Raw genomic sequence first — 20,181 nt, 5'->3', positions numbered from 1 at the left:
TTTTAGTCGATATTTATTTCATGCCCGAGAGCGTGATGCCCTCGATAAAACGTTTTTGAGCCAATAAAAATGCGCCGACCAGCGGGGTGATAACGATGGTGGCCGCGGCCATCAATGGGCCATAATCGTTGCCGGTATCGTCATTCCTAAAATTCACCAAACCAAGCGGTGGAGTGTAATAATCCGGTGAGTTCAGCACGATGAGTGGCCAGAAATAATCGTTCCAGTGAGCCACGACCGAGAAGATGCCGAATGACACCAACGCTGGCATCGCTGTAGGCAGCATGACTTTCCAAACAATGGCTAGCTCACTAAAACCATCCATACGAGCGGCATAAATCAGGTCATTAGGAATGGTCATAAAAAACTGCCGCATCAAGAAGATGCCGAATACCGAGATACTAAACGGCGCGATTAACGCCATATAGCTATCGAGCCAACCAAACTGATACATCAGCAGATACCACGGAATAGAGACCGCCTGTGGTGGAATAAGCAAACAAAACAGCACCGCCGCAAACAGGGTTTTCTTTCCTTTAAAACGCAACTTTGCTAAGGCATATGCCACTGGCACGGCGATGCTGACTTGGCATAAAAAGATAGCCACGGTGACCACAATACCGTTTAGCAAAAACTTCATTAATGGTATACGCGTCAGAGCTTCGCTATAGTTTTCAATGAAATACCAGTGTTGTGGCCACAATGTCAGCTCTGAACTAAAAATCTCATCTGGTGGCTTAACCGAAGTCAGCAACATCCAGATAAACGGCATCAGCATGACCACCGCTCCACTCATAAGCACTAAATGCCGGAACAAACGAAACAACAAGGAAGGTTGACGATTCATGAGTAGTGCACCTTACGTTCAAGGAAACGGGTTTTAAGCAGGGTTAGCAGCAGCACAAAGAATAGGAAAACGACGGTGATGGCCGCAGCATAACTAGTGCGAAAATACTCAAATGCTTCGGTATACATGGTGTATAGCAACACTTCCGAGGCTTTATTAGGGCCCCCTTTCGTTAACACCTGCACCGTATCAAACACCTGAAATGCCTTGCTAGAAGTGATCACCACAACAAATAGAGTGATCGGGCCGAGCAGTGGCCAGGTGACCAGCCGAAAACGATCCCATGCAGAGCTTGCTCCATCCATCTCAGCAGCCTCATAAAGATGTGATGGGATGGTCATTAAGCCGGAGAGGAACAGCACTAAATTGAATCCCACTTGCTGCCAAATACCAATTCCGCAGAGCACATACAGCACCAAGTCACCGTCTTGTAACCAGTTAGGTCCAGTGATGCCAAGCTCTTTTAGTATCAGGTTCAATAACCCAAAATCAGGATGAAGTATCACCTGCCAGACAATCGACATAGCGATAAGCGTAGCCATTACCGGTAAAAAATAGACCGCCCTATAAAACGATTTACCCTGCTTACCTGCTTCGATCAGCATGGCAGCCCCCAATCCTAGAAAAACAGAACCGGGCACCACGATGGCAACATAGATCATGGTATTTTTTAACGATTGCCAGAAGGTCGAATCGCTAAACAGCTCAGCATAGTTATCCAAGCCAATCCATTCAAAAGCACTCATGCCCAGTTGCCAATCCGTAAAGGAGAGCAGCAATACCGCAGCAATCGGTCCGATCAGAAACAGCAACATAAGCCCAGCGGCGGGCAGCGAGAGAAACCAACCTAGCAAGCGTTCATATTGTTCGGCTCCTCGATAGAGACGCCAGCGGCGAGGACGGCGAGGCAAACTCGGCGATGTTTCAGGCTGTGACAGATTCATGATGCACCTCCGCAGCGACTTTTTCTGAGACAACCCGACGGCCCTGTTGATCAAACACTAGGGTATGTTTCGGTTTAATACGGATACCAACGGTGGCCCCCAAGAGCAATTGCTGCCCTTGTTCAACATCGCAACGCACCAGCATCGGCTCGGCGAGAGTATCGATCGTGATATGGGCAAAAAACTCAGCGCCCATGTTCTCTAAATAGATCAGCCGTCCCTGAATATCACCCTGCTCGGCGCGACAAACAGTAGCGTTCTCGGGGCGCACCCCTACCCTGATGTTTGCCAGTCCAGGCAAAGTGGCAACACGCAGAGGGCATCCACAAACCACCACACGACCAGCATTGTTGACCTCCCCTGGCAGTAGATTGATTTTGGGGCTGCCAATAAATTCCGCCACCCGCACATCCACTGGGTTACGGTAGATCTCCTCTGGGGTCGCCACCTGCAACAGCTCGCCATCCATCATCAGAGCGATTCGGTCTGACATCGTCATCGCTTCGGCCTGATCATGGGTGACATAGATAAATGTCGTACCGAGCTGCTTATGTAGCTGAGCGATTTCAGTACGCATATGAACACGTAACTTGGCATCCAGATTGGAGAGAGGTTCATCCATCAGAAAGGCCGCGGGATCTCTTACCATTGCGCGGCCCAATGCCACACGCTGCCGCTGGCCACCGGAAAGCTCACCCGGACGGCGATCTAATAAGTGTTCTATCTGTAATAACTCAGCCACCGCGGCCACCTTGCTATCAATACCGGCTTGCCGTTCAGCCGCACCGGGTAACAGCTGCGCTAATAGCGGCAGACGTTGATACCAGCGATAGCTGCGCATACGAATAGGGGTGGCAATATTCTCTTTAACCGTAAGATGTGGGTATAACGCATAGGACTGAAACACCATAGACAGGTTACGATCTTTCGGTCGCAGCTGATCCACCGGCTGTCCGCTGATATTGATCTGGCCATTCGTCTGGGACTCTAAACCGGCAATAATGCGCAGCAGTGTCGATTTACCACATCCGGATGGGCCAACTAGGGTCATAAACTCACCGTCCCTGACCGTTAGATCGATCTGATCCAGAATCTGTGTTTCACCGAACGACTTGTTCAGTTTGCGTATCGCAATTTCAGCCAAAACCTATGCCTCGTTTTCAAATGTTGCTAATGGCTGAGGATAATAGAAGGCAATTATGACTGTTTTGTTATAATAAAATCTTTATTTTTCAAGTACCTACATAAAAAACAAGTACTCGAGTACCGAGTAACAGAGCCTTTTAAGTACTCGCTAAATAACAATTCGATTGCAGGTGTATGACTTAAAAGACTTATTGCAACGTCACTGTCACAGCAGCGAGGTACTTTAGTACTTTGGCGGTGTACCTAGATTTGAAATTAATTGAGTAACCTATTTATGAAAATTCTTCTGGCAGATGATCACGAACTGATTCGAAAGGGGCTAAAAGAGATTATTTCGGCACTCAATGCCACTTGGCAGATCGCTGAGGTGGCCTCTTTACCCGCGGCCATGACCGCGCTGGCCGGTGATCATGAAGTAGAACTAGTGTTATTAGATCTTTACCTACCCGGAGCTACCGGTGTGGAGGGGTTAATACAACTTAAACAGCAGTTTCCCGGCACCGCCGTGGTGATTATCTCATCGGCAGAAACCCCTGAGATTGTTGCCGCGGCAATGCAAAACGGCGCCTCTGGTTATATCCCTAAATCGACCAGCAATGAGGTAATGGCTAAGGCTCTAGATTTGGTCATCTCTGGCGGGGTGTATATTCCACAGCAGTTATTATTAGGCAGTGTGGCCTCTACTTTATCCGCGAGCCCCGCCAAGGCTTTTCCATTGTTTGACAAACTCAATCACACCCAGCAACGCATCGCTACACTCTTGAGTGCAGGCCTGAGCAATCAAGAGATTGCGAATGAAACTGGCTTTGCTCTACAAACCATTAAGAATCAAGTAAGTAGTATTTTGCGTACCACACAATTAGAAAATCGAGCGGCATTAGCGGCGAAGCTAGCGCTTATGCAAATTCAATGACAGCGCGACTACGATTAAATAGCACCCGACAGGAAGGCCTTCTGAAGAGTATCAACCCACGACCTTTAGCCAAAAATGTCGCACTTATTATATGAATCCCCGTTTACCCTAAGATTTCGGATGTACTTAACCGCAACAAAATGCCGCCCGAGATTGAACAGGTTGTAAACAGCAGCGTGGACACTGACAAAATGCTGAGCCAGCCTGGGTGACTTGATCCGCCGCACTACCCGCCCTCTCATCCGGGGCAGTTGATGTGACAGCTCTGCTCTATTGTGGGCAAACTATCCCGTGTAGTGGTAATCGTCTCAAAGATCAATTCTCGATGAGCAACACCATAACTTCGCAATTTATCCGTTACTATTTTCCTCAAATCACTAACGTGGCTTTGCAGTAACCGTCTAAAGAACCGCTTAGCCGTCTTGCCGTCCCGATGTCTAAGGCGGTAGACAGCGAACAAACTCGTTCGGACAAACTGATGGAGTCCAACGGCATCGATGAAGTACCTGACTACACCGACCCGATTACCTTCAATGCCAGAATCAGCTCGCTTCAGGTTGGCCAGTTTGCCGGCTTAGTTCGCAAACTCGATGCGTTAATGATCTCAATGGACACACTCTGTGTTATCCAGCGTGCTTATCAACAAACAACGTGTAGATGGCAACAGCGCATTATCAAACTTGCTCGACGCATTATTGATATCGAAATTCGAGCACGGAAATCTGCTCAAGCTAAGGGTAAAGAAGCAGAAGTTGAACAAGCGGTGCCTTCAACCGATGACGATATCACTGAAGAAGAAACAGATACTCCCTCCAACTAGCCAGCTAGGCTCCCATCAACCAACCCCTCTCGAAGGGGCCTCCTGAAAACCACATAAAGTCCAAAATTGGTTACTCTAACAGATTAAAAGCCACTTAATGTAATCAAAGAAGGACACTAAAAGCACCACTTTACAATATCACCTTAAAGTCCTAAATTAAGAACATTAAGTAAGAATAACTCACTTAATGTAACCAAAATAGGGCTTTATAGTGAAAGACGTGACAGCTACAGCATTAGCAGAAGAGATCGGCGACAGATTGAAGCAAGCTCGACTAAATCGAGACCTAACACAATCTGAAGTTGCCGAGCTTGCTGGCATTGCGCGCAAAACGGTTTTGAATGCAGAAAAGGGAAAAGTTCAGCTCGACATCATGATTGCTATATTAATGGCATTAGACCTCACGCAGCAGATTGATCTATTTCTCCCTAAACAAGAAATTTCGCCCTTACAGCTGGCCAAACTGCAAGGAAAGAAAAGGCAGAGAGCCTCAGGCCAGCGCAGTAACAAAGATGAGGAAACACTAGAATGGTAATGGAAGTCATTACAATAACATACCAAGACGATGCTGTTGGCGCAGTGAGTTTTGACACTGAAAAGGGACTTGGGTCATTTGAATATGATCCAGGCTTCACAAAAAAAGGTGTCGAGCTGTCCCCGATCAAAATGCCATTATCGAATCGCATTTATAGCTTTCCCGAACTGGATTTCAATACCTTTAAAGGACTACCAGGTTTAATAGCTGACTCCTTACCTGATGATTTTGGTAACGCAGTTCTCAACGCATGGGTTGCAGGTCAAGGCCGTTCACCGAGTGACATTACACCACTGCAACGCCTCCAATATACGGGAAAGCGAGGCATGGGAGCTCTTGAGTATGCGCCAGCTACAAAGTTACGAAGTTTAAATGCTTCACAACAAGTAGAAATCCAGTCGCTCGTTTCAATTGCACAAGAAATCTTAGATTCACGAGGTAGTTTTGAAGTAGAACTCAAACAAAATGACCAAGACGATAAAGAGGCAATGATGTCTTTATTATCTGTTGGCATGAGTGCGGGAGGAGCACGACCGAAAGCCGTATTAGCATTTAATGAAGATTTTACTCAAGTTCGCTCCGGCCAAGCTAAAGCGCCAAGTGGTTTTACTCATTATTTGATGAAATTTGACGGCGTTAGTGAACATAACAAAAATCAAGAAACCTTCGGTGACCCATTAGGCTATGGAGCAATGGAGTTTGTTTATCATTTAATGGCTAACAAATGCGGTGTCGATATGATGCCATGCCGCTTACTCCATGAAGGCAATCGACGCCACTTTATTACACAACGGTTTGATCGAATTAAAAACAGCAAGGTACACGTACAAACGCTAAACGGGCTTGCCCACGTTGATTATAAAAAGCCGGGGTCATTTTCTTACGCAGAGTTATTTGGCATTGCCAGACAGTTGAAGCTTTCTGCTGTTGAAGCTGAGCAGCTATTCAAGCGCATGACGTTCAATATCATTGCTCGAAATCATGACGACCACTCAAAGAACTTTGCCTTTATTCTGAAAAAAGACAAATGGTCTCTCGCACCAGCTTATGATTTAGCTTATAGCTATAAACCAGGCAGCAAATGGGTGAACAGCCATTGGATGAGCTTGAATGGTAAAAGAGATAACTTTACACGAAGTGATTTCTATAGTTTAGAGAAACTTAGCCCTGTTTTTAACAAGAAAAAGATCGACAATATTATTGATGCAACGATTGAGCACGTATCAACTTGGCGTCAGCTTGCTGAGGAATGGGATGTACCAAAAACACTGATAGATGAAATACAAGAAAACTTGCGGCTCGATATTTAGTTAGTAGTAAAGTGACTATTCCTGTGAGCAAAAAGGATGGTCTCTGATTTCAGGACATCCCGAACCAAACAACAATTTAACACACACGGATACGGTGAATTATCAAATCAATTATTCCCCAAAGTTTCTTCCGTCGCATCCTGACGCAGTTCCTGGGCATCCATTCCGTTTAGCCGTTCAATGGCTCTGTCTGCGGCACTCTGACGATTTCCATCAACGTTTAGCGTACTGAGTCTTTCCAGATCCAGGGACGGTATTTCGGGTAGGTTTCCTGTTATCGACAAGATACCTATCCATTCATCCAGATTGACTTTGCTCCAATCCATCTGGTTTAACTGACTCGCGGTCAAACCTTCACAGTTTGGAGGCTTCGCACTGCCCCAGCCAAGACCAAGTTGCGGACGCACTTGTTCCTGAATGATCCGTGAAAGCGGCAAAGTAAAGCAGCAATATGACTGCCGTTTCTCAACACAGGCAGAGTAAACGTGCTGATCTTTTCGCACATCTGGTAATCAGGTACATGCTTGGTTTCAGTAAATGGCGTAATCGTCTGAGTAGGCTCACAGGCATCAAAACTACTCGGCATAAGATTGGATACCACACACTTTGGATCGTTGGTTTGCAATCCACAGTCATAGGTACCGGTAAAACGAATGCATTCACCTTTATCGTTGGTTTCGGCACATTCTGACAACATGAAGCCACAGGAAGGATTCGCTTCAAGCACTTGGCACGCCTCATTTTCATCACCCGTATAGCTTTTATCATCCACACTCACTTGAACACGCCGACACAAAGGCGATATGCCAGCCACTGGGCTTGGGGCAAAGTAGGATTCACAAACTGAAACACCATTGACCACAGTGATCTGTGGACTTTATAAAATCGCGACCATGCGTTTGTTCACTGGGTGATCGAGGGGCACAAAACACGACGAACTAAAAAACATCGCAGCAGATTGGCTTATTGCGGAATTCCAAGGTAAGCGTAGACTGCTCACACCTTAAATCGCTTCGGTTACCTGAGAGTCATTGAGATTGATATTCCAAGGCAGCAGACTTTCAATATCTGTGGTCTTGGTATTGTTGATCCGTTTTAGCACGGCTGTCAGGTAGGCCTTTGGGTCGATACCGTTGAGCTTCGCTGTGCCCATGATGCTATAAAGCGCAGCACCATAATGCCCTCCATCCTCAGAACCGGCGAATAGGTGATTCTTCCGCCCCAGCGCTAGTGGGCGAATAGCCCGCTCAGCGGCGTTGTTGTCTATTTCTATACGGCCATCATCAAGATACCGCGTCAGGCTATCCCATTGTTTGCGAGCATAGTTGATCGCTCGTCCCAAAGCCGAGCCTTTAGAGCATTGTCGAAGGGTCTGATCTAACCAGGTATACAGATCGTCCATCAAAGGTTTGGCATTTTTCTGCCTATCATGTTGCCGTTCATCCGGCGGTTTACCCTTGATCTGTTTTTCAACTTGATACAACGCGTTTATTCGTTCAACGGCTTCCAGCGCAACAGGGCTTTTTGTCGATTCAGCAAGCTCGAAGAACTTTCTGCGGACATGAGCCCAGCAACCCGCTCGCGTGATGCCGGACTGAACGGCAAGGTTATAACCCGCATAAGCATCAGTCTGGATGATCCCGCGATAACCCTTCAAGTGAGCGGCAGGTTCTTTTCCTGACCGGGTGGTACTGTACTGGAACCAAACAGCAGGCGCTGCATCGCCTCCCCAGGGACGATCATCTCGTACGTAGTTCCAGTAGCGCCCCGTTAGGGTTTTGTTATTTCCGGGCTTGAGCGTTGGTGCCGTTGTATCATCCGCATGGAGTTTGTGTGCTGACATCACATGCGTGCGGATGGCCTGCACCAAGGGCTCTAACAGCGCACCGGCACGGCCAACCCAACCCGCTAACGTCGAACGATCCAGTTCGATATCTGAACGCTTGAAGCGTCCTTCCTGACGATAGAGTGGCAAGTGATCTGCGTATTTATCAACGATGACCTGAGCGATCAGTGCAGCCGAGGCGATCCCTTTATCAATGACGCGTTCTTGCGCAGGTGCTTGAGTGATCTCATCGCAAGCACTACAGCCATACTTAGGGCGAACCTGTTGCAGAACCACATACTGTTCCGGCACCACGTGCAGCATCTCAGAGAGGTCTGCCCCGATTAGTTTCATCTTCCCTCCACAGTCAGGACAGTGACAGCTTGCGGGTTCATGGCGGTGCTCTTCACGCGGGAGTGATTCGCTAAAGCGTTTACGGCCGCGCGAGGTGGAAGATGACCGCGCAGACACTGTGGAGTTTGGCGATATCTGAGCGATCGCTGTTTCGGTATCTTCGATCAGAAGGTCAAGCTGATCAGTACTATCCGTGCGTTCACTGGAACGGCCAAAACGGTTCCGAAGCAGCGCAGCAAGACGTAGCTCAAGATGCTCATTTCGGGTCCGCTCCACCGTCAGATTCTGCTGCATAGAAAGCACTATCTGCTTGAGCAGTTCAGGATCATTGGGCAGGGAATCAGCGGTCATTTTCATGAGGTATATTTTATCAGAACCCCCTCTGAAATCCCCGTATTTATTAGGTTTTCAAGCAGACAAATGTGGTCGATTAGTACGTTTTGGAGCTCTCCAGTCTATCCCTTCGAGCAGCATAGAGAGCTGCGCAGTCGATAGATGAATAACGCCATTTTTCGCCTGAGGCCAAACGAATCGACCCTGTTCAAGACGCTTATAAAACAGGCAGAGTCCTTGACCGTCCCACCAGAGCACTTTGATCCGGTCACCACGCCTTCCTCTGAACACAAAGAGCTGCCCTGAAAAGGGATCTTTATCAATCTGATATTGGACAACACCAGCAAGACCATTAAAGCCTTTGCGCATATCCGTATGACCGGCGATCAGCCAAACACGTGTACCTGAAGGTAACCCCATCATACCAGTGCCCTCAAGATCTGACCGAGCTGGGTATCCGTCGGATTACTCAAATTGAGCTGATGGCCTGAGTTAAACCGGATACTCATAACTGACATAGAGGGCCGTGTCGACTCTGGTGTCTGCGCACATAGTTGGTGATTTGGCGCGTGCTGATCAGTTGAATCATCAACAACAATCATAGGTATCATGGGCGAGTTTGCTTTCTTCACCCAGCGAGCCTCGTTCCGAAACTCTCTAATCCAGTTCGACAACATATTTGCGTTGATGTCATATTCACGCGCAATCGCCGCCTTAGACTCAGGGCCTGTAATCGCTTCATGAACTATCTTGAGTTTCAGTTCGGGGGGATATCGACGTCGTGGCGGTAGTGTGGATTTATGCATGTTACGTTCCCATCTATTTTTAAATGGGAACTTCGCATCTCACTTATTTTCAGGCAACGTGTGAGCTGCGTATTTCGGTGATTGCGAACGCTTGTTTCGGTTTATTCCGAACACCTGAACCAGCACTTTTTCTCTTTCCCTATTTTTACTCTAAGTGTTCGGATTGCGCCAGTTTTCTCATTGACTCTCCTCCCAGTTCTATTCGATGACTATTGTGAACTAGACGATCCATTAGAGCGTCTGCGACGGTGGCGTTGCCGATCATGTTGTGCCACTCCTTGACAGGTAACTGACTGATGACGATTGTGCTGCTGTTTTGGTAGCGGTCTTCAAGCACTTCTAACAAGTGACCAGCATGCTCTTGAGTCAGTTTTTCCATCCCCCAGTCGTCTAGGATAAGCAGGGCTTTTTTAGCGAGAGACTGAAGTTGCTTTTGATAGCTACCATCCAGACGACCTGCGGTCAGATCATCAAGCAAGCGAGTTAAGCGGTAGTATCTGACGGTTTGCTGTTGGTCGCAGGCGCTGGTTGCCAGAGCGCAACCAAGATAGGTTTTTCCTGCACCTGTTGGGCCTGTAATCAAGATATTCTGGTGCTTGTGCAGATAACTCCCCGTCAGAAGTTCGCTCATCTGTTTGCGATTGAGGTTTCGTCCCTCCTTGTAGATGAGTTGACTCGGTTGCGCATCCACTCTCAGCTTAGCTTGTCGTTTTAAGCGTTGTATTTTGCTCTGATTACGGTTCAAGATCTCGCTTTCCAGAAGCAAGCTTAACCGCTCCTCGAAGTTCAGCTCTGCGTAAGTGGTCAGTTGCTCTTGTTGCTGCTCTAACGCTTTCGCCGCATGGCTCAAGCGGAGGCTTTTGAGTTGATCATTAAGTGCGTTCATATCTTTTCTCCTAGTGATAACAGGTCGGGCCTCGAACATTGCTGTGAACAAGGTTCGGCGTATTCGCTTTGTCTTTACTCAGTTGCCCTTCACGATTGTTCTTGAGTAGATTGTTGACGAAGGTGTAATTGGGTTTTGTCAGCATCAGTGCATCTTTACAGGCTTGCTCTAGGCGCGATTCACCATGGGCTTTGCTTAGGTTGAGTAACCCCAGACAAGAACGATAAGACTGCTCTGGATGAGGCTTGGAGTTAAGCATCTTATTGACAACTTCTCGTGTGGCTGGGCCGATATTGGCTCCCCAGTTGAGTAAGCGTCCAGGCGACCACTTTTGATGTTGATGATTACTCGGCATGTGCTCTGGTTGAGTGCTGTTTCCGTGCTCCCTTTGGCTACGTGGGTGCTGAGCGACCAAGTTACCTTGATGGTAGATTTGCACCAAACGGTTGGAAGCTTCCAGTTCGACATGATGGCCAACAAGCTGATGAGGAACCGAGTAGTAATGGCGGCGATATTCGATGTGATAATCAGGCCCCACTTTGGCTCGTTTGGTTTCGGTATATAGGTATCGCTGCTTAGGCAGTGGCTTCAATGCAGGTTTATCGAGTTTGTCGAACAGCGCTTTACGACTTGCACCATACTGTTTCATCTCACGTTGATTTAAGTCATTCATAAGCTCACGGATGGCCAAGTTCAGCTCTTTGAAGGTATGGAAGGTTTGGTGTCGTAGCCGCATCATGATCCAACGTTCCACTAGGAGCACGGCATTCTCTGCCTTGGCTTTGTCTTTCGGTTTGTAGGGGCGAGCAGGCATCACAGCAGTTTGATAGTGATTTGCCAGTTTTTGATAGCTGTCATTAAGTCTTGGCTCATAGCGATTAGCTTTGGTGACCGCGCTACGCAGGTTATCGGGAACCAAGAGCTGTGGTACACCGCCGAAGTGTTCGAACACATTCGCATGCGCCTCTAACCAGTAAGACTTACCTTGACTAGGGAAGGCTTCAACATAGGTGTAATTTGACGCGCCTAAGGTCGCTACGAATACTTCGGCTTCGCGCACTTCACCTGTATCAGGGTTGACGACTTGAAGCCGAGGCCCACAGTAATCGATAAACAGCTTGTCACCTGCAACATGGAGCTGACGCATGCTGCGCTTTTGGGTTTTGAACCAACGAGTGAAGTGCTCGCAGAACTGAGTGTAAGCGTAAGCCTGCTCTTGATATTGCTCATGGTATTCCTGCCACAACAACATCTTTGTCATGCCTTTACGCTTGAGTTCGACAGCGTACTGAGCGAAGTCTGGCATGACCTTGTGTCGACTGGCTTTCTTCGAATGATAAAGAGCTTTAGTAAGGTCTGTATCACTGCAACCTTCTGGGAGAGGCCAGCCTATCTGACTTTGCTTAAAGCGAGCGACAAGTTCTGAGACTGTTGCAAGGCTGACATTGAGACAACTGGCAATACTACGGTAGGACAACCCACACTCGTACTTAAGGCGTAATACCTCTTTGATTTTGTTCATTGGAGTTCTCTTTTTAGCCATTGTCGCTTCCTTACGTTCTTTTTTAAGAAGTAAAGAATAGCGAGCTATTGATTTAAAAGAGAAAAAGGAAGGATTTCGGGCATTCCGAACGCGGTTTTCGCTATTCCGAACGCTGATTTCGGAGTTCGCTTAAAAGTGTTCGGATAATCGCGGAATGTGCGTTCGGATTAAACCGAAATAGGTGTTCGGATCATACCGAAATGGCTGTTCGGAATGCTCCGAAATACGCAGTGAGCAGTCCACGCTTACATTCCAAGTAAGGTACGGCTTCTAAGGAAGATGCGAATAAGCCCTTCCCATGAGACAATTCACTTTTAATCTTCGAGCCTGAGCATGTCACCCACCTATTAGTAAAGACTTTATCATCTATGTTCATCGTTACCCGCTGATCGCCTAGGGTGCATCCTGTTTCAACATTAAGCATTTGAAATGATAAGAAAAGTATAGATTTTTAGACTATCTGTAAGCGTAGACTGCTCACACCTTAAATCGCTTCGGTTACCTGAGAGTCATTGAGATTGATATTCCAAGGCAGCAGACTTTCAATATCTGTGGTCTTGGTATTGTTGATCCGTTTTAGCACGGCTGTCAGGTAGGCCTTTGGGTCGATACCGTTGAGCTTCGCTGTGCCCATGATGCTATAAAGCGCAGCACCATAATGCCCTCCATCCTCAGAACCGGCGAATAGGTGATTCTTCCGCCCCAGCGCTAGTGGGCGGATAGCCCGCTCAGCGGCGTTGTTGTCTATTTCTATACGGCCATCATCAAGGTACCGCGTCAGGCTATCCCATTGTTTGCGAGCATAGTTGATCGCTCGTCCCAAAGCAGAGCCTTTAGAGCATTGTCGAAGGGTCTGATCTAACCAGGTATACAGATCGTCCATCAAAGGTTTGGCATTTTTCTGCCTATCATGTTGCCGTTCATCTGGCGGCTTACCCTTGATCTGTTTTTCAACCTGATACAACGCGTTTATTCGTTCAACGGCTTCCAGCGCAACAGGGCTTTTTGTCGATTCAGCAAGCTCGAAGAACTTTCTGCGGACATGAGCCCAGCAACCCGCTCGCGTGATGCCGGACTGAACGGCAAGGTTATAACCCGCATAAGCATCAGTCTGGATGATCCCGCGATAACCCTTCAAGTGAGCGGCAGGTTCTTTTCCTGACCGGGTGGTACTGTACTGGAACCAAACAGCAGGCGCTGCATCACCGCCCCAGGGACGATCATCTCGTACGTAGTTCCAGTAGCGCCCCGTTAGGGTTTTGTTATTTCCGGGCTTGAGCGTTGGTGCCGTTGTATCATCTGCATGGAGTTTGTGTGCTGACATCACATGCGTGCGGATGGCCTGCACCAAGGGCTCTAACAGCGCACCGGCACGGCCAACCCAACCCGCTAACGTCGAACGATCCAGTTCGATATCTGAACGCTTGAAGCGTCCTTCCTGACGATAGAGTGGCAAGTGATCTGCGTATTTATCAACGATGACCTGAGCGATCAGTGCAGCCGAGGCGATCCCTTTATCAATGACGCGTTCTTGCGCAGGTGCTTGAGCGATCTGATCGCAAGCACTACAGCCATACTTAGGGCGAACCTGTTGCAGAACCACATACTGTTCCGGCACCACGTGCAGCATCTCAGAGAGGTCTTCCCCGATTAGTTTCATCTTCCCTCCACAGTCAGGACAGTGACAGCTTGCGGGTTCATGACGGCGCTCTTCACGCGGGAGTGATTCGCTAAAGCGTTTACGGCCGCGCGAGGTGGAAGATGACCGCGCAGACACTATGGAGTTTGGCGATATCTGAGCGATCGCTGTTTCGGTATCTTCGATCAGAAGGTCAAGCTGATCAGTACTATCCGTGCGTTCACTGGAACGGCCAAAGCGGTTCCGAAGCAGCGCAGCAAGACGTAGCTCAAGATGCTCATTTCGGGTCCGCTCCATCGTCAGGTTCTGCTGCATAGAAAGCACTATCTGCTTGAGCAGTTCAGGATCATTGGGCAGGGAATCAGCGGTCATTTTCATGAGGTATATTTTATCAGAATACCCTCTGAAATCCCCGTATTTATTAGATTTTCAAGCAGACAAATGTGGTCGATTAGTACGTTTGGGAGCTCTCCAGTCTATCCCTTCGAGCAGCATAGAGAGCTGCGCAGTCGATAGGTGAATAACGCCATTTTTCGCCTGAGGCCAAACGAATCGGCCCTGTTCAAGACGCTTATAAAACAGGCAGAGTCCTTGACCGTCCCACCAGAGCACTTTGATCCGGTCACCACGCCTTCCTCTGAACACAAAGAGCTGCCCTGAAAAGGGATCTTTATCAATCTGATATTGGACAACACCAGCAAGACCATCAAAGCCTTTGCGCATATCCGTATGACCGGCGATCAGCCAAACACGTGTACCTGAAGGTAACCCCATCATACCAGTGCCCTCAAGATCTGACCGAGCTGGGTATCCGTCGGATTACTCAAATTGAGCTGATGGCCTGAGTTAAACCGGATACTCATAACTGACATAGAGGGCCGTGTCGACTCTGGTGTCTGCGCACATGGTTGGTGATTTGGCGCGTGCTGATCAGTTGAATCATCAACAACAATCATAGGTATCATGGGCGAGTTTGCTTTCTTCACCCAGCGAGCCTCGTTCCGAAACTCTCTAATCCAGTTCGACAACATATTTGCGTTGATGTCATATTCACGCGCAATCGCCGCCTTAGACTCAGGGCCTGTAATCGCTTCATGAACTATCTTGAGTTTCAGTTCGGGGGGATATCGACGTCGTGGCGGTAGTGTGGATTTATGCATGTTACGTTCCCATCTATTTTTAAATGGGAACTTCGCATCTCACTTATTTTCAGGCAACGTGTGAGCAGTCCACGCTTACGACTATCTCATTCACAGCGGTTGTCTTAGTGAATGAACGTACACAAATAAATTAAAATGAATCTGTGAATAAAGATACAGTATTGAGAGTGAATAATGGCTATTGGCTTTGATTTTGGAACATCTAATTGTTCAGTTGCGCATGTTGTGAATGGTCATGTTCAAACGATTCCTTTATCAGAGAACGAAACGTTTATTCTATCAGCATTGTGCGCTCCAACTCGTGCAGCGGTATCAGAGTATCTTTTTCGTTGCTTAAATATTGCACCGTCGAGTGGTGCCGGTGAAGCCGTTCTCAGCCGTGCGATGTCAGACAACCGTGCCGAAGGTTTGGACGTTAGATTAGATGATGTACTTTTTGGCAAACAGGCTTTAAATCTATACCTAGAAGACCCGGATTACGTCTACTACGTAAAGTCACCGAAGTCCTTTTTAGGAACGCTACAATTACGAGAACCCCAACTAGCATTATTTGAAGATATCGTTTGTGCCATGATGGCTAACATCAAAAGCAGAGCAGAAGCGTATTTAGGTCGAGAAATCACCGAAACGGTAATAGGTAGACCTGTGGTTTTTAATACTCTGGGTGGTGAAAAATCTAATATTCAGGCTGAAGGAATATTGTATAGCGCCGCTTCTAGGGCTGGATTTAAGCATATTGAGTTTCAATTTGAACCTGTAGCAGCGGGTTTGGATTTTGAGTCAACCCTAACTACAGAGAAGAATGTACTCGTCGTTGATATTGGCGGGGGTACCTCTGACTGTTCCATGATACGTATGGGGCCGAAGTGGCTAACAAAAAAAGACCGCCCCGAGACGCTTTTAGCACATGCAGGAAAGTCGGTGGGTGGTAACAATTTAGATATGTCTATAGCGTTTCAGCGATTCATGCCTGAGTTTGGTAAGGAAACGAATTATAAGTCAGGTAAAGCAATGCCTACGATGTTTTTTTGGGAGGCTGTTGCAACGAATGATGTCAACGCACAACGCAAATTTTATTCGTATGAGAATTTAGAAATATTGAAGCGGCTCCGTGCAGAAGCTATGTATCCAGAAAAGATACAAAGGCTTATTCAGTTGCATCAAAAAACGTTAGGTCACATGGTTGTCGGGGAGGCTGAAAAGGCAAAAATTGCACTTTCAGACCAATCTGAGTATCTAGCAAGCATCGATTTACTCTCTGAGAAGATTGATATTCCAATATTCTCTGAGCAGATGGAAAAATCAATTGCTGAGCCAATGCGTCAGATTAAAAGTTTAATTAAAGAGATATTGCTGCAAGGAGAAGTCACTCCGGATGTGGTGTATATAACAGGCGGTTCATCGCGTTCTCCTATTGTGCGAGAGACCGTTAAATCGGTGCTTCCCAATACACCTATTGCTAGTGGAAACTATCTAAGCTCTGTTACTGAAGGGTTGGCTCGATGGGCGGATTTATGTTTCAAATGAATGCTATTTTCAAATTTGATTGTTTTTTAACTAGGGAAATGGGACTGACGCCCCCAACCCTAGTACTGACAAATTAACGTCTCAACGAAAGCCAAACTCCCTGCTCTGCTGTTAGGCCCTGCATCCTTTCGACATACAAACGCACTTCTCCTGAGGTTTCGGAAGTGCCTAGCCGCAACAAGATACCCCGAGATTGAACACCTTGTGAACAGCAGCGTGGACACTGACAAAATACTGAGCCGGCCGGGGTGACTTGATCCGCCCCATTACCCGCTCTCTCATCCGAGGCAGTTGATGTGGCAGCTCTGCTCTGTTGTGGGCATGTAGTGAATCGTCTCAAGGATCAATTCTCGATGAGCAACACCATAACTTCGCAACTTATCCGTTACTATTGTCCCCGGCTCACCAGTGTGGCTCTACAGTAGTCGTCTAAAGAACCGCTTGGCCGCCTTACCGTGCCGACGTTCCTGTAAGAATACGCCACCACTTCACCATCCTGATTTACTGCTCGCCGCAGACAGTGCTGTTTTCCACCCATCTTCACGAAAACTTCGTCAATGTAGAATGTATCAGGTACTTACGCATCAATCGCCTGGAGTATATGGGGCCGAATTTAATGCACCACAAACGAATGAACTCATAGCTGACATCAATACCTCAGTCAGCAAGCAAATCTTCAATGTCTCGATGGCTAAGATTGAGTCAGTAGTACAACCATATCGCGCATTAGATGATTTCAGCTGGGAGTCGGTGGCGTTTGTAGTAGCAAGTTAGTTTTTCTATAAGAAGATTGTTACCCGATGCGCGTTAACTTGTCAGTACCAGAATCACTCCTGCAGCGTATGCCCTCCCTCTGAGCACTTTAAATAGCTCCATCCTCATCGCCGAGGGTACTCAACGAAAACTGAGCGATGACTTCTAGACTGACCGACGTTACGTCATCGAAGAACAGCACCGCGCCCGTCACGATTGCAACCAATTATCGAGAGTCTTTACCCGCCAATAATCAGTTAACATCTCAAAATAATATAAAAATGAAAACAATACCATTGCATGCGATATCTAGTTTCTGTATAAATACATTCTAGTTCGCCTGGCGAAACTATATTCTAAAAATAAAACGAATTGAAATCGGTTTTCTAATCGATGATAGGAATATGTATGAAAATAAGAAAATCCCTACTAGTTGTAGCTATGAGTGCTGCGTCGCTTACTTCGTCACTCTATGCTGCTGAATTCAAAGCAGGTGATACCGATTTCAACATTGGTGGGTATGTCAAATTTGATGCGAGTTACAATAACTTTGAATATACCGGTAACGGCACTATCGTTAAGATATCTGATCTAAGAAACGGTAATAGTGATGATGACGACAACCTAGATATGAGCGCACGTGAGTCGCGTTTCTGGTTGAAAACATCTACATTGATCAATGGCTCAACGCTAAAAACACATATCGAAGGGGACTTTTACGGTAGTGGGGGTAATGAAATCGTTTCTAACTCACACGGCCTGCGTCTGCGTCATGCCTATGGTGAAATGGATGGCCTTCTCATGGGTCAAACTTGGACAACGTTCATGGATCTAGCTCACTTAGGTGAGATTATTGACTTTGGCCAACATAAAAGCACCATTTTTGTTCGACAAGCGCAAGTACGCTATACGATGCCATTCGGTAACAGTAAAGTAATGCTGGCGGCAGAAAACCCACAAACAGGCACCACAGACACTGGTTCTATGCCTGACCTGATCGCGCGCTATGACTATAACAGCGATGGCTTTCACGGCTCTGCGGCGATGATGCTACGTCAGTTAAAAAGCTCAACTGGAGACACCGAAACAGCAGCAGCTGTCAGCTTAACCAGTAAAGTTAAGATTGGTAAAACCGATGATATTCGGATGCAGTTAAATGGCGGTGCGTTGGGTCGCTATATGGGCCTTATACACCCTGCAACAGAAGGTTCAGGCAGCACTTTTGACACCGTTAATTCCTTTGGCGCTTCGCTAGCTTACCGTCACCTTTGGAACAAAGATGTACGTTCGACGTTGATGTATTCTGCCACTCAAGCGGACGCTAATATTATCACTGCAACGACCTTAGACGGCACTCAATCTCTGCATGCCAATGTACTTTGGGACCTTAATAAGCGAGTACGTTTTGGCGCTGAAGTACAGCGCACAAATCTTGACTTCGCTGATGGCTCTTCTGATAACGGCTTGAACCGCATTCAATTCTCTGCCCGTTACCTGTTCTAAGCCCACGATGGCGTCTGAATAACGAGTCCACGTCAGACACCATGCCGCTATTGATTAACGGCTTCTAAGGACTTAATAGATAGAGCTATTATCCGCCCCCTTCCGGATAATGGCTCTTCTTTCGTTAGATAGGCTGCATGACTCAGATTCACTAAAGCACGAACTCAATACCCTTCTCTACCTTATTGCCAAGGCTCAGCATAATAGTCTGGTTGTAATCCTAGTATTTGTAGCTCTATCCTCTGCTTCACCAGCGGTAATGTTTGTTTAGTCGGTTGTCGCCGCAGTTTTCTCTTAGGCCAAAGACTGTAGGACATATCTGACAGCTATGATGCTCAAAGCTGCCGCGTAGTATGCGTCGGATGGTTTTACTTGTTAAATAAATTATATTTTCGATCGTCTTTTTTCCGTCGCCATTACCCGTTCACTGAAAAACGTATGCTCTTATCAAACTCATCCGCGAACTCAACTCCGAAGTGCGACATAACTATGCAGCCTGAAGTAACTCTCTAAAGACGGCTTCGGTCACGCTTACTCCGTATAATACTGTTACCACCGGCCGTAGCATTGTTTTTTGCCAGCGTAGCTCAATAGCATAAAACAAACAACGCCGTGGTGATGCGGTAAATTGCTTTGCTAAGGCTTATTGACTAGACTTGTACCGAATTACCGTACACTTGGTGAGTATTATGGATACAGTAAGCGTAAACCAGTTTAGAGATAAATTAAAAACCTATGTAGAACAGGTAGTTAATGATCACGCCCCTATAAAGGTTACACGTAGAGCCGGGGAAGCATTTGTCGTTATGAGCGCCGAAGACTGGGAAAGAGAACAGGAAACCCTCTACGTACTACAAAATAACAGCTTAATGAAGCAGATCGCCCAAGGTATGGCAACACACGAAAAGGGCAACGGCTACACACCAACCAGTGAGGAATTAAATGAGATCACTGGTATTTGAAGGGAATACGTGGGAAACCTACGAAGCGCTAAGAGAAAAAGATAAGAAGCTACACAAAACCCTATGCAAATTACTAAAAGAAATGCTTCGAGGGGACCCAAGCCAAGGAATAGGTAAACCTGAGCAGCTACGGCATAATTTAACAGGATTCTGGTCGAAGAGAATGTCGCAAAAGGATAGATTAATTTATAAATTTGACGATCATTCAATATATATTTTTGCCATCGGAGGCCACTACGAAGACCTCTGAATTCGCTTGAGCAATTTAACGCCACGCTCACTGCTAAATTAGGAGTACAGCAAGTAATTTAGCCAACTGCAGTCACTTGTGAGCTCTACCTGTAGTGGCATCTAATCACGATGTGAATGCCCCTC

The 20,181-nt window shown here is 47.0% G+C and carries 21 protein-coding genes; 8 read left to right on the top strand and 13 right to left on the bottom strand.

Translation table 11 applies throughout. The features are described 5' to 3' along the window. Positions 1-13 precede the first annotated feature (13 nt). From AC0L4K_RS05895 to AC0L4K_RS05885, 3 genes are read right to left on the bottom strand one after another with little or no spacing between them, the layout of a single operon-like run. A complete protein-coding gene (locus AC0L4K_RS05895; RefSeq protein ID WP_473268565.1) occupies positions 14-847 on the bottom strand; it encodes a carbohydrate ABC transporter permease in 834 nt (277 codons plus the stop codon). Then, a complete protein-coding gene (locus tag AC0L4K_RS05890) occupies positions 844-1,791 on the bottom strand; it encodes a carbohydrate ABC transporter permease (RefSeq protein ID WP_417228390.1) in 948 nt (315 codons plus the stop codon). Before AC0L4K_RS05890 ends, AC0L4K_RS05895 begins: the two co-directional genes overlap by 4 nt. Continuing rightward, positions 1,772-2,935 carry an ABC transporter ATP-binding protein gene (locus AC0L4K_RS05885; protein ID WP_417228391.1) on the bottom strand — a complete coding sequence of 388 codons (1,164 nt, stop codon included), beginning with the start codon at positions 2,933-2,935 and terminating at the stop codon, positions 1,772-1,774. Before AC0L4K_RS05885 ends, AC0L4K_RS05890 begins: the two co-directional genes overlap by 20 nt. A gap of 276 nt (positions 2,936-3,211) precedes the next feature. Here AC0L4K_RS05885 and AC0L4K_RS05880 point away from each other — a divergent pair, with 276 nt between their 5' ends. Then, positions 3,212-3,850, top strand: coding sequence for a response regulator (locus AC0L4K_RS05880; RefSeq protein ID WP_473268564.1), 639 nt, complete (start codon positions 3,212-3,214; stop codon positions 3,848-3,850). A gap of 238 nt (positions 3,851-4,088) precedes the next feature. Here AC0L4K_RS05880 and AC0L4K_RS05875 read toward each other — a convergent pair whose 3' ends face one another. Further along, on the bottom strand, positions 4,089-4,310 hold the full coding sequence (locus tag AC0L4K_RS05875; RefSeq protein ID WP_473268563.1) for a DDE-type integrase/transposase/recombinase: 222 nt from the start codon (positions 4,308-4,310) through the stop codon (positions 4,089-4,091). Between AC0L4K_RS05875 and AC0L4K_RS05870 the strand changes: the two genes are divergently transcribed. From AC0L4K_RS05870 to AC0L4K_RS05860, 3 genes are all read left to right on the top strand, one after another. Next, positions 4,284-4,670 carry a hypothetical protein gene (locus AC0L4K_RS05870; RefSeq protein ID WP_473269262.1) on the top strand — a complete coding sequence of 129 codons (387 nt, stop codon included), beginning with the start codon at positions 4,284-4,286 and terminating at the stop codon, positions 4,668-4,670. The genes AC0L4K_RS05875 and AC0L4K_RS05870 overlap by 27 nt on opposite strands. Before the next feature lie 211 nt (positions 4,671-4,881). Next, complete coding sequence (locus AC0L4K_RS05865; protein WP_417228394.1) at positions 4,882-5,205, top strand: helix-turn-helix transcriptional regulator; 324 nt, start codon at positions 4,882-4,884, stop codon at positions 5,203-5,205. After that, positions 5,199-6,515: a type II toxin-antitoxin system HipA family toxin gene (locus tag AC0L4K_RS05860; protein ID WP_473268562.1), complete on the top strand. Its 1,317-nt coding sequence runs from the start codon at positions 5,199-5,201 to the stop codon at positions 6,513-6,515. The genes AC0L4K_RS05865 and AC0L4K_RS05860 overlap by 7 nt, the downstream gene beginning before the upstream one ends. Positions 6,516-6,622: 107 nt before the next feature. On the opposite strand, the gene traN is transcribed toward AC0L4K_RS05860, so the two are convergent. The 9 genes from traN to tnpA (AC0L4K_RS05815) form a co-directional block, all read right to left on the bottom strand. Beyond that, on the bottom strand, positions 6,623-7,018 hold the full coding sequence (gene traN / locus AC0L4K_RS05855) for a conjugal transfer protein TraN (RefSeq protein ID WP_473268561.1): 396 nt from the start codon (positions 7,016-7,018) through the stop codon (positions 6,623-6,625). Positions 7,019-7,518: 500 nt separating this feature from the next. After that, positions 7,519-9,051 (bottom strand): IS66 family transposase, encoded by a 1,533-nt coding sequence (tnpC, locus tag AC0L4K_RS05850; protein ID WP_473268560.1) that lies wholly within the window; start codon positions 9,049-9,051, stop codon positions 7,519-7,521. A 51-nt stretch (positions 9,052-9,102) separates the two neighbouring features. Then, complete coding sequence (tnpB, locus tag AC0L4K_RS05845; protein ID WP_473268559.1) at positions 9,103-9,450, bottom strand: IS66 family insertion sequence element accessory protein TnpB; 348 nt, start codon at positions 9,448-9,450, stop codon at positions 9,103-9,105. Further along, positions 9,447-9,833, bottom strand: a complete 387-nt coding sequence (gene tnpA / locus AC0L4K_RS05840; RefSeq protein ID WP_473268557.1) for an IS66-like element accessory protein TnpA — start codon at positions 9,831-9,833, stop codon at positions 9,447-9,449. The genes tnpB (AC0L4K_RS05845) and tnpA (AC0L4K_RS05840) overlap by 4 nt, the downstream gene beginning before the upstream one ends. A 145-nt stretch (positions 9,834-9,978) precedes the next feature. Further along, complete coding sequence (gene istB / locus AC0L4K_RS05835; RefSeq protein WP_473267100.1) at positions 9,979-10,719, bottom strand: IS21-like element ISVch3 family helper ATPase IstB; 741 nt, start codon at positions 10,717-10,719, stop codon at positions 9,979-9,981. Between the two features lie 10 nt (positions 10,720-10,729). Continuing rightward, positions 10,730-12,262, bottom strand: a complete 1,533-nt coding sequence (istA, locus tag AC0L4K_RS05830; RefSeq protein WP_473267764.1) for an IS21 family transposase — start codon at positions 12,260-12,262, stop codon at positions 10,730-10,732. A gap of 484 nt (positions 12,263-12,746) precedes the next feature. Beyond that, entirely contained in the window at positions 12,747-14,279 is a 1,533-nt protein-coding gene (gene tnpC, locus AC0L4K_RS05825) for an IS66 family transposase (protein WP_473268556.1), read from the bottom strand. A 51-nt stretch (positions 14,280-14,330) separates the two neighbouring features. Beyond that, positions 14,331-14,678: an IS66 family insertion sequence element accessory protein TnpB gene (gene tnpB / locus AC0L4K_RS05820; protein ID WP_473266752.1), complete on the bottom strand. Its 348-nt coding sequence runs from the start codon at positions 14,676-14,678 to the stop codon at positions 14,331-14,333. Further along, on the bottom strand, positions 14,675-15,061 hold the full coding sequence (tnpA, locus tag AC0L4K_RS05815) for an IS66-like element accessory protein TnpA (protein ID WP_473266831.1): 387 nt from the start codon (positions 15,059-15,061) through the stop codon (positions 14,675-14,677). Before tnpA (AC0L4K_RS05815) ends, tnpB (AC0L4K_RS05820) begins: the two co-directional genes overlap by 4 nt. Before the next feature lie 174 nt (positions 15,062-15,235). Between tnpA (AC0L4K_RS05815) and yegD the strand changes: the two genes are divergently transcribed. The 4 genes from yegD to AC0L4K_RS05795 all read left to right on the top strand — a co-directional run bounded on the left by yegD (position 15,236) and on the right by AC0L4K_RS05795 (position 20,056). After that, a complete protein-coding gene (gene yegD / locus AC0L4K_RS05810) occupies positions 15,236-16,588 on the top strand; it encodes a molecular chaperone (RefSeq protein WP_473268555.1) in 1,353 nt (450 codons plus the stop codon). Between the two features lie 1,161 nt (positions 16,589-17,749). Next, the gene (locus AC0L4K_RS05805; protein ID WP_417228397.1) at positions 17,750-18,844 is read left to right on the top strand and encodes a DcaP family trimeric outer membrane transporter; all 1,095 of its coding nucleotides are present in this window, start codon (positions 17,750-17,752) and stop codon (positions 18,842-18,844) included. A gap of 689 nt (positions 18,845-19,533) precedes the next feature. Next, positions 19,534-19,806, top strand: a complete 273-nt coding sequence (locus AC0L4K_RS05800) for a type II toxin-antitoxin system Phd/YefM family antitoxin (RefSeq protein WP_417228398.1) — start codon at positions 19,534-19,536, stop codon at positions 19,804-19,806. Then, entirely contained in the window at positions 19,787-20,056 is a 270-nt protein-coding gene (locus AC0L4K_RS05795) for a Txe/YoeB family addiction module toxin (protein ID WP_473268554.1), read from the top strand. Before AC0L4K_RS05800 ends, AC0L4K_RS05795 begins: the two co-directional genes overlap by 20 nt. Positions 20,057-20,181: the final 125 nt, after the last annotated feature.

The organism is Amphritea sp. GJ51-11, from assembly GCF_055808735.1.
The sequence above is the reverse complement of the archived record's forward strand: the minus strand, read 5'-3'. Positions and strand labels throughout refer to the sequence as shown.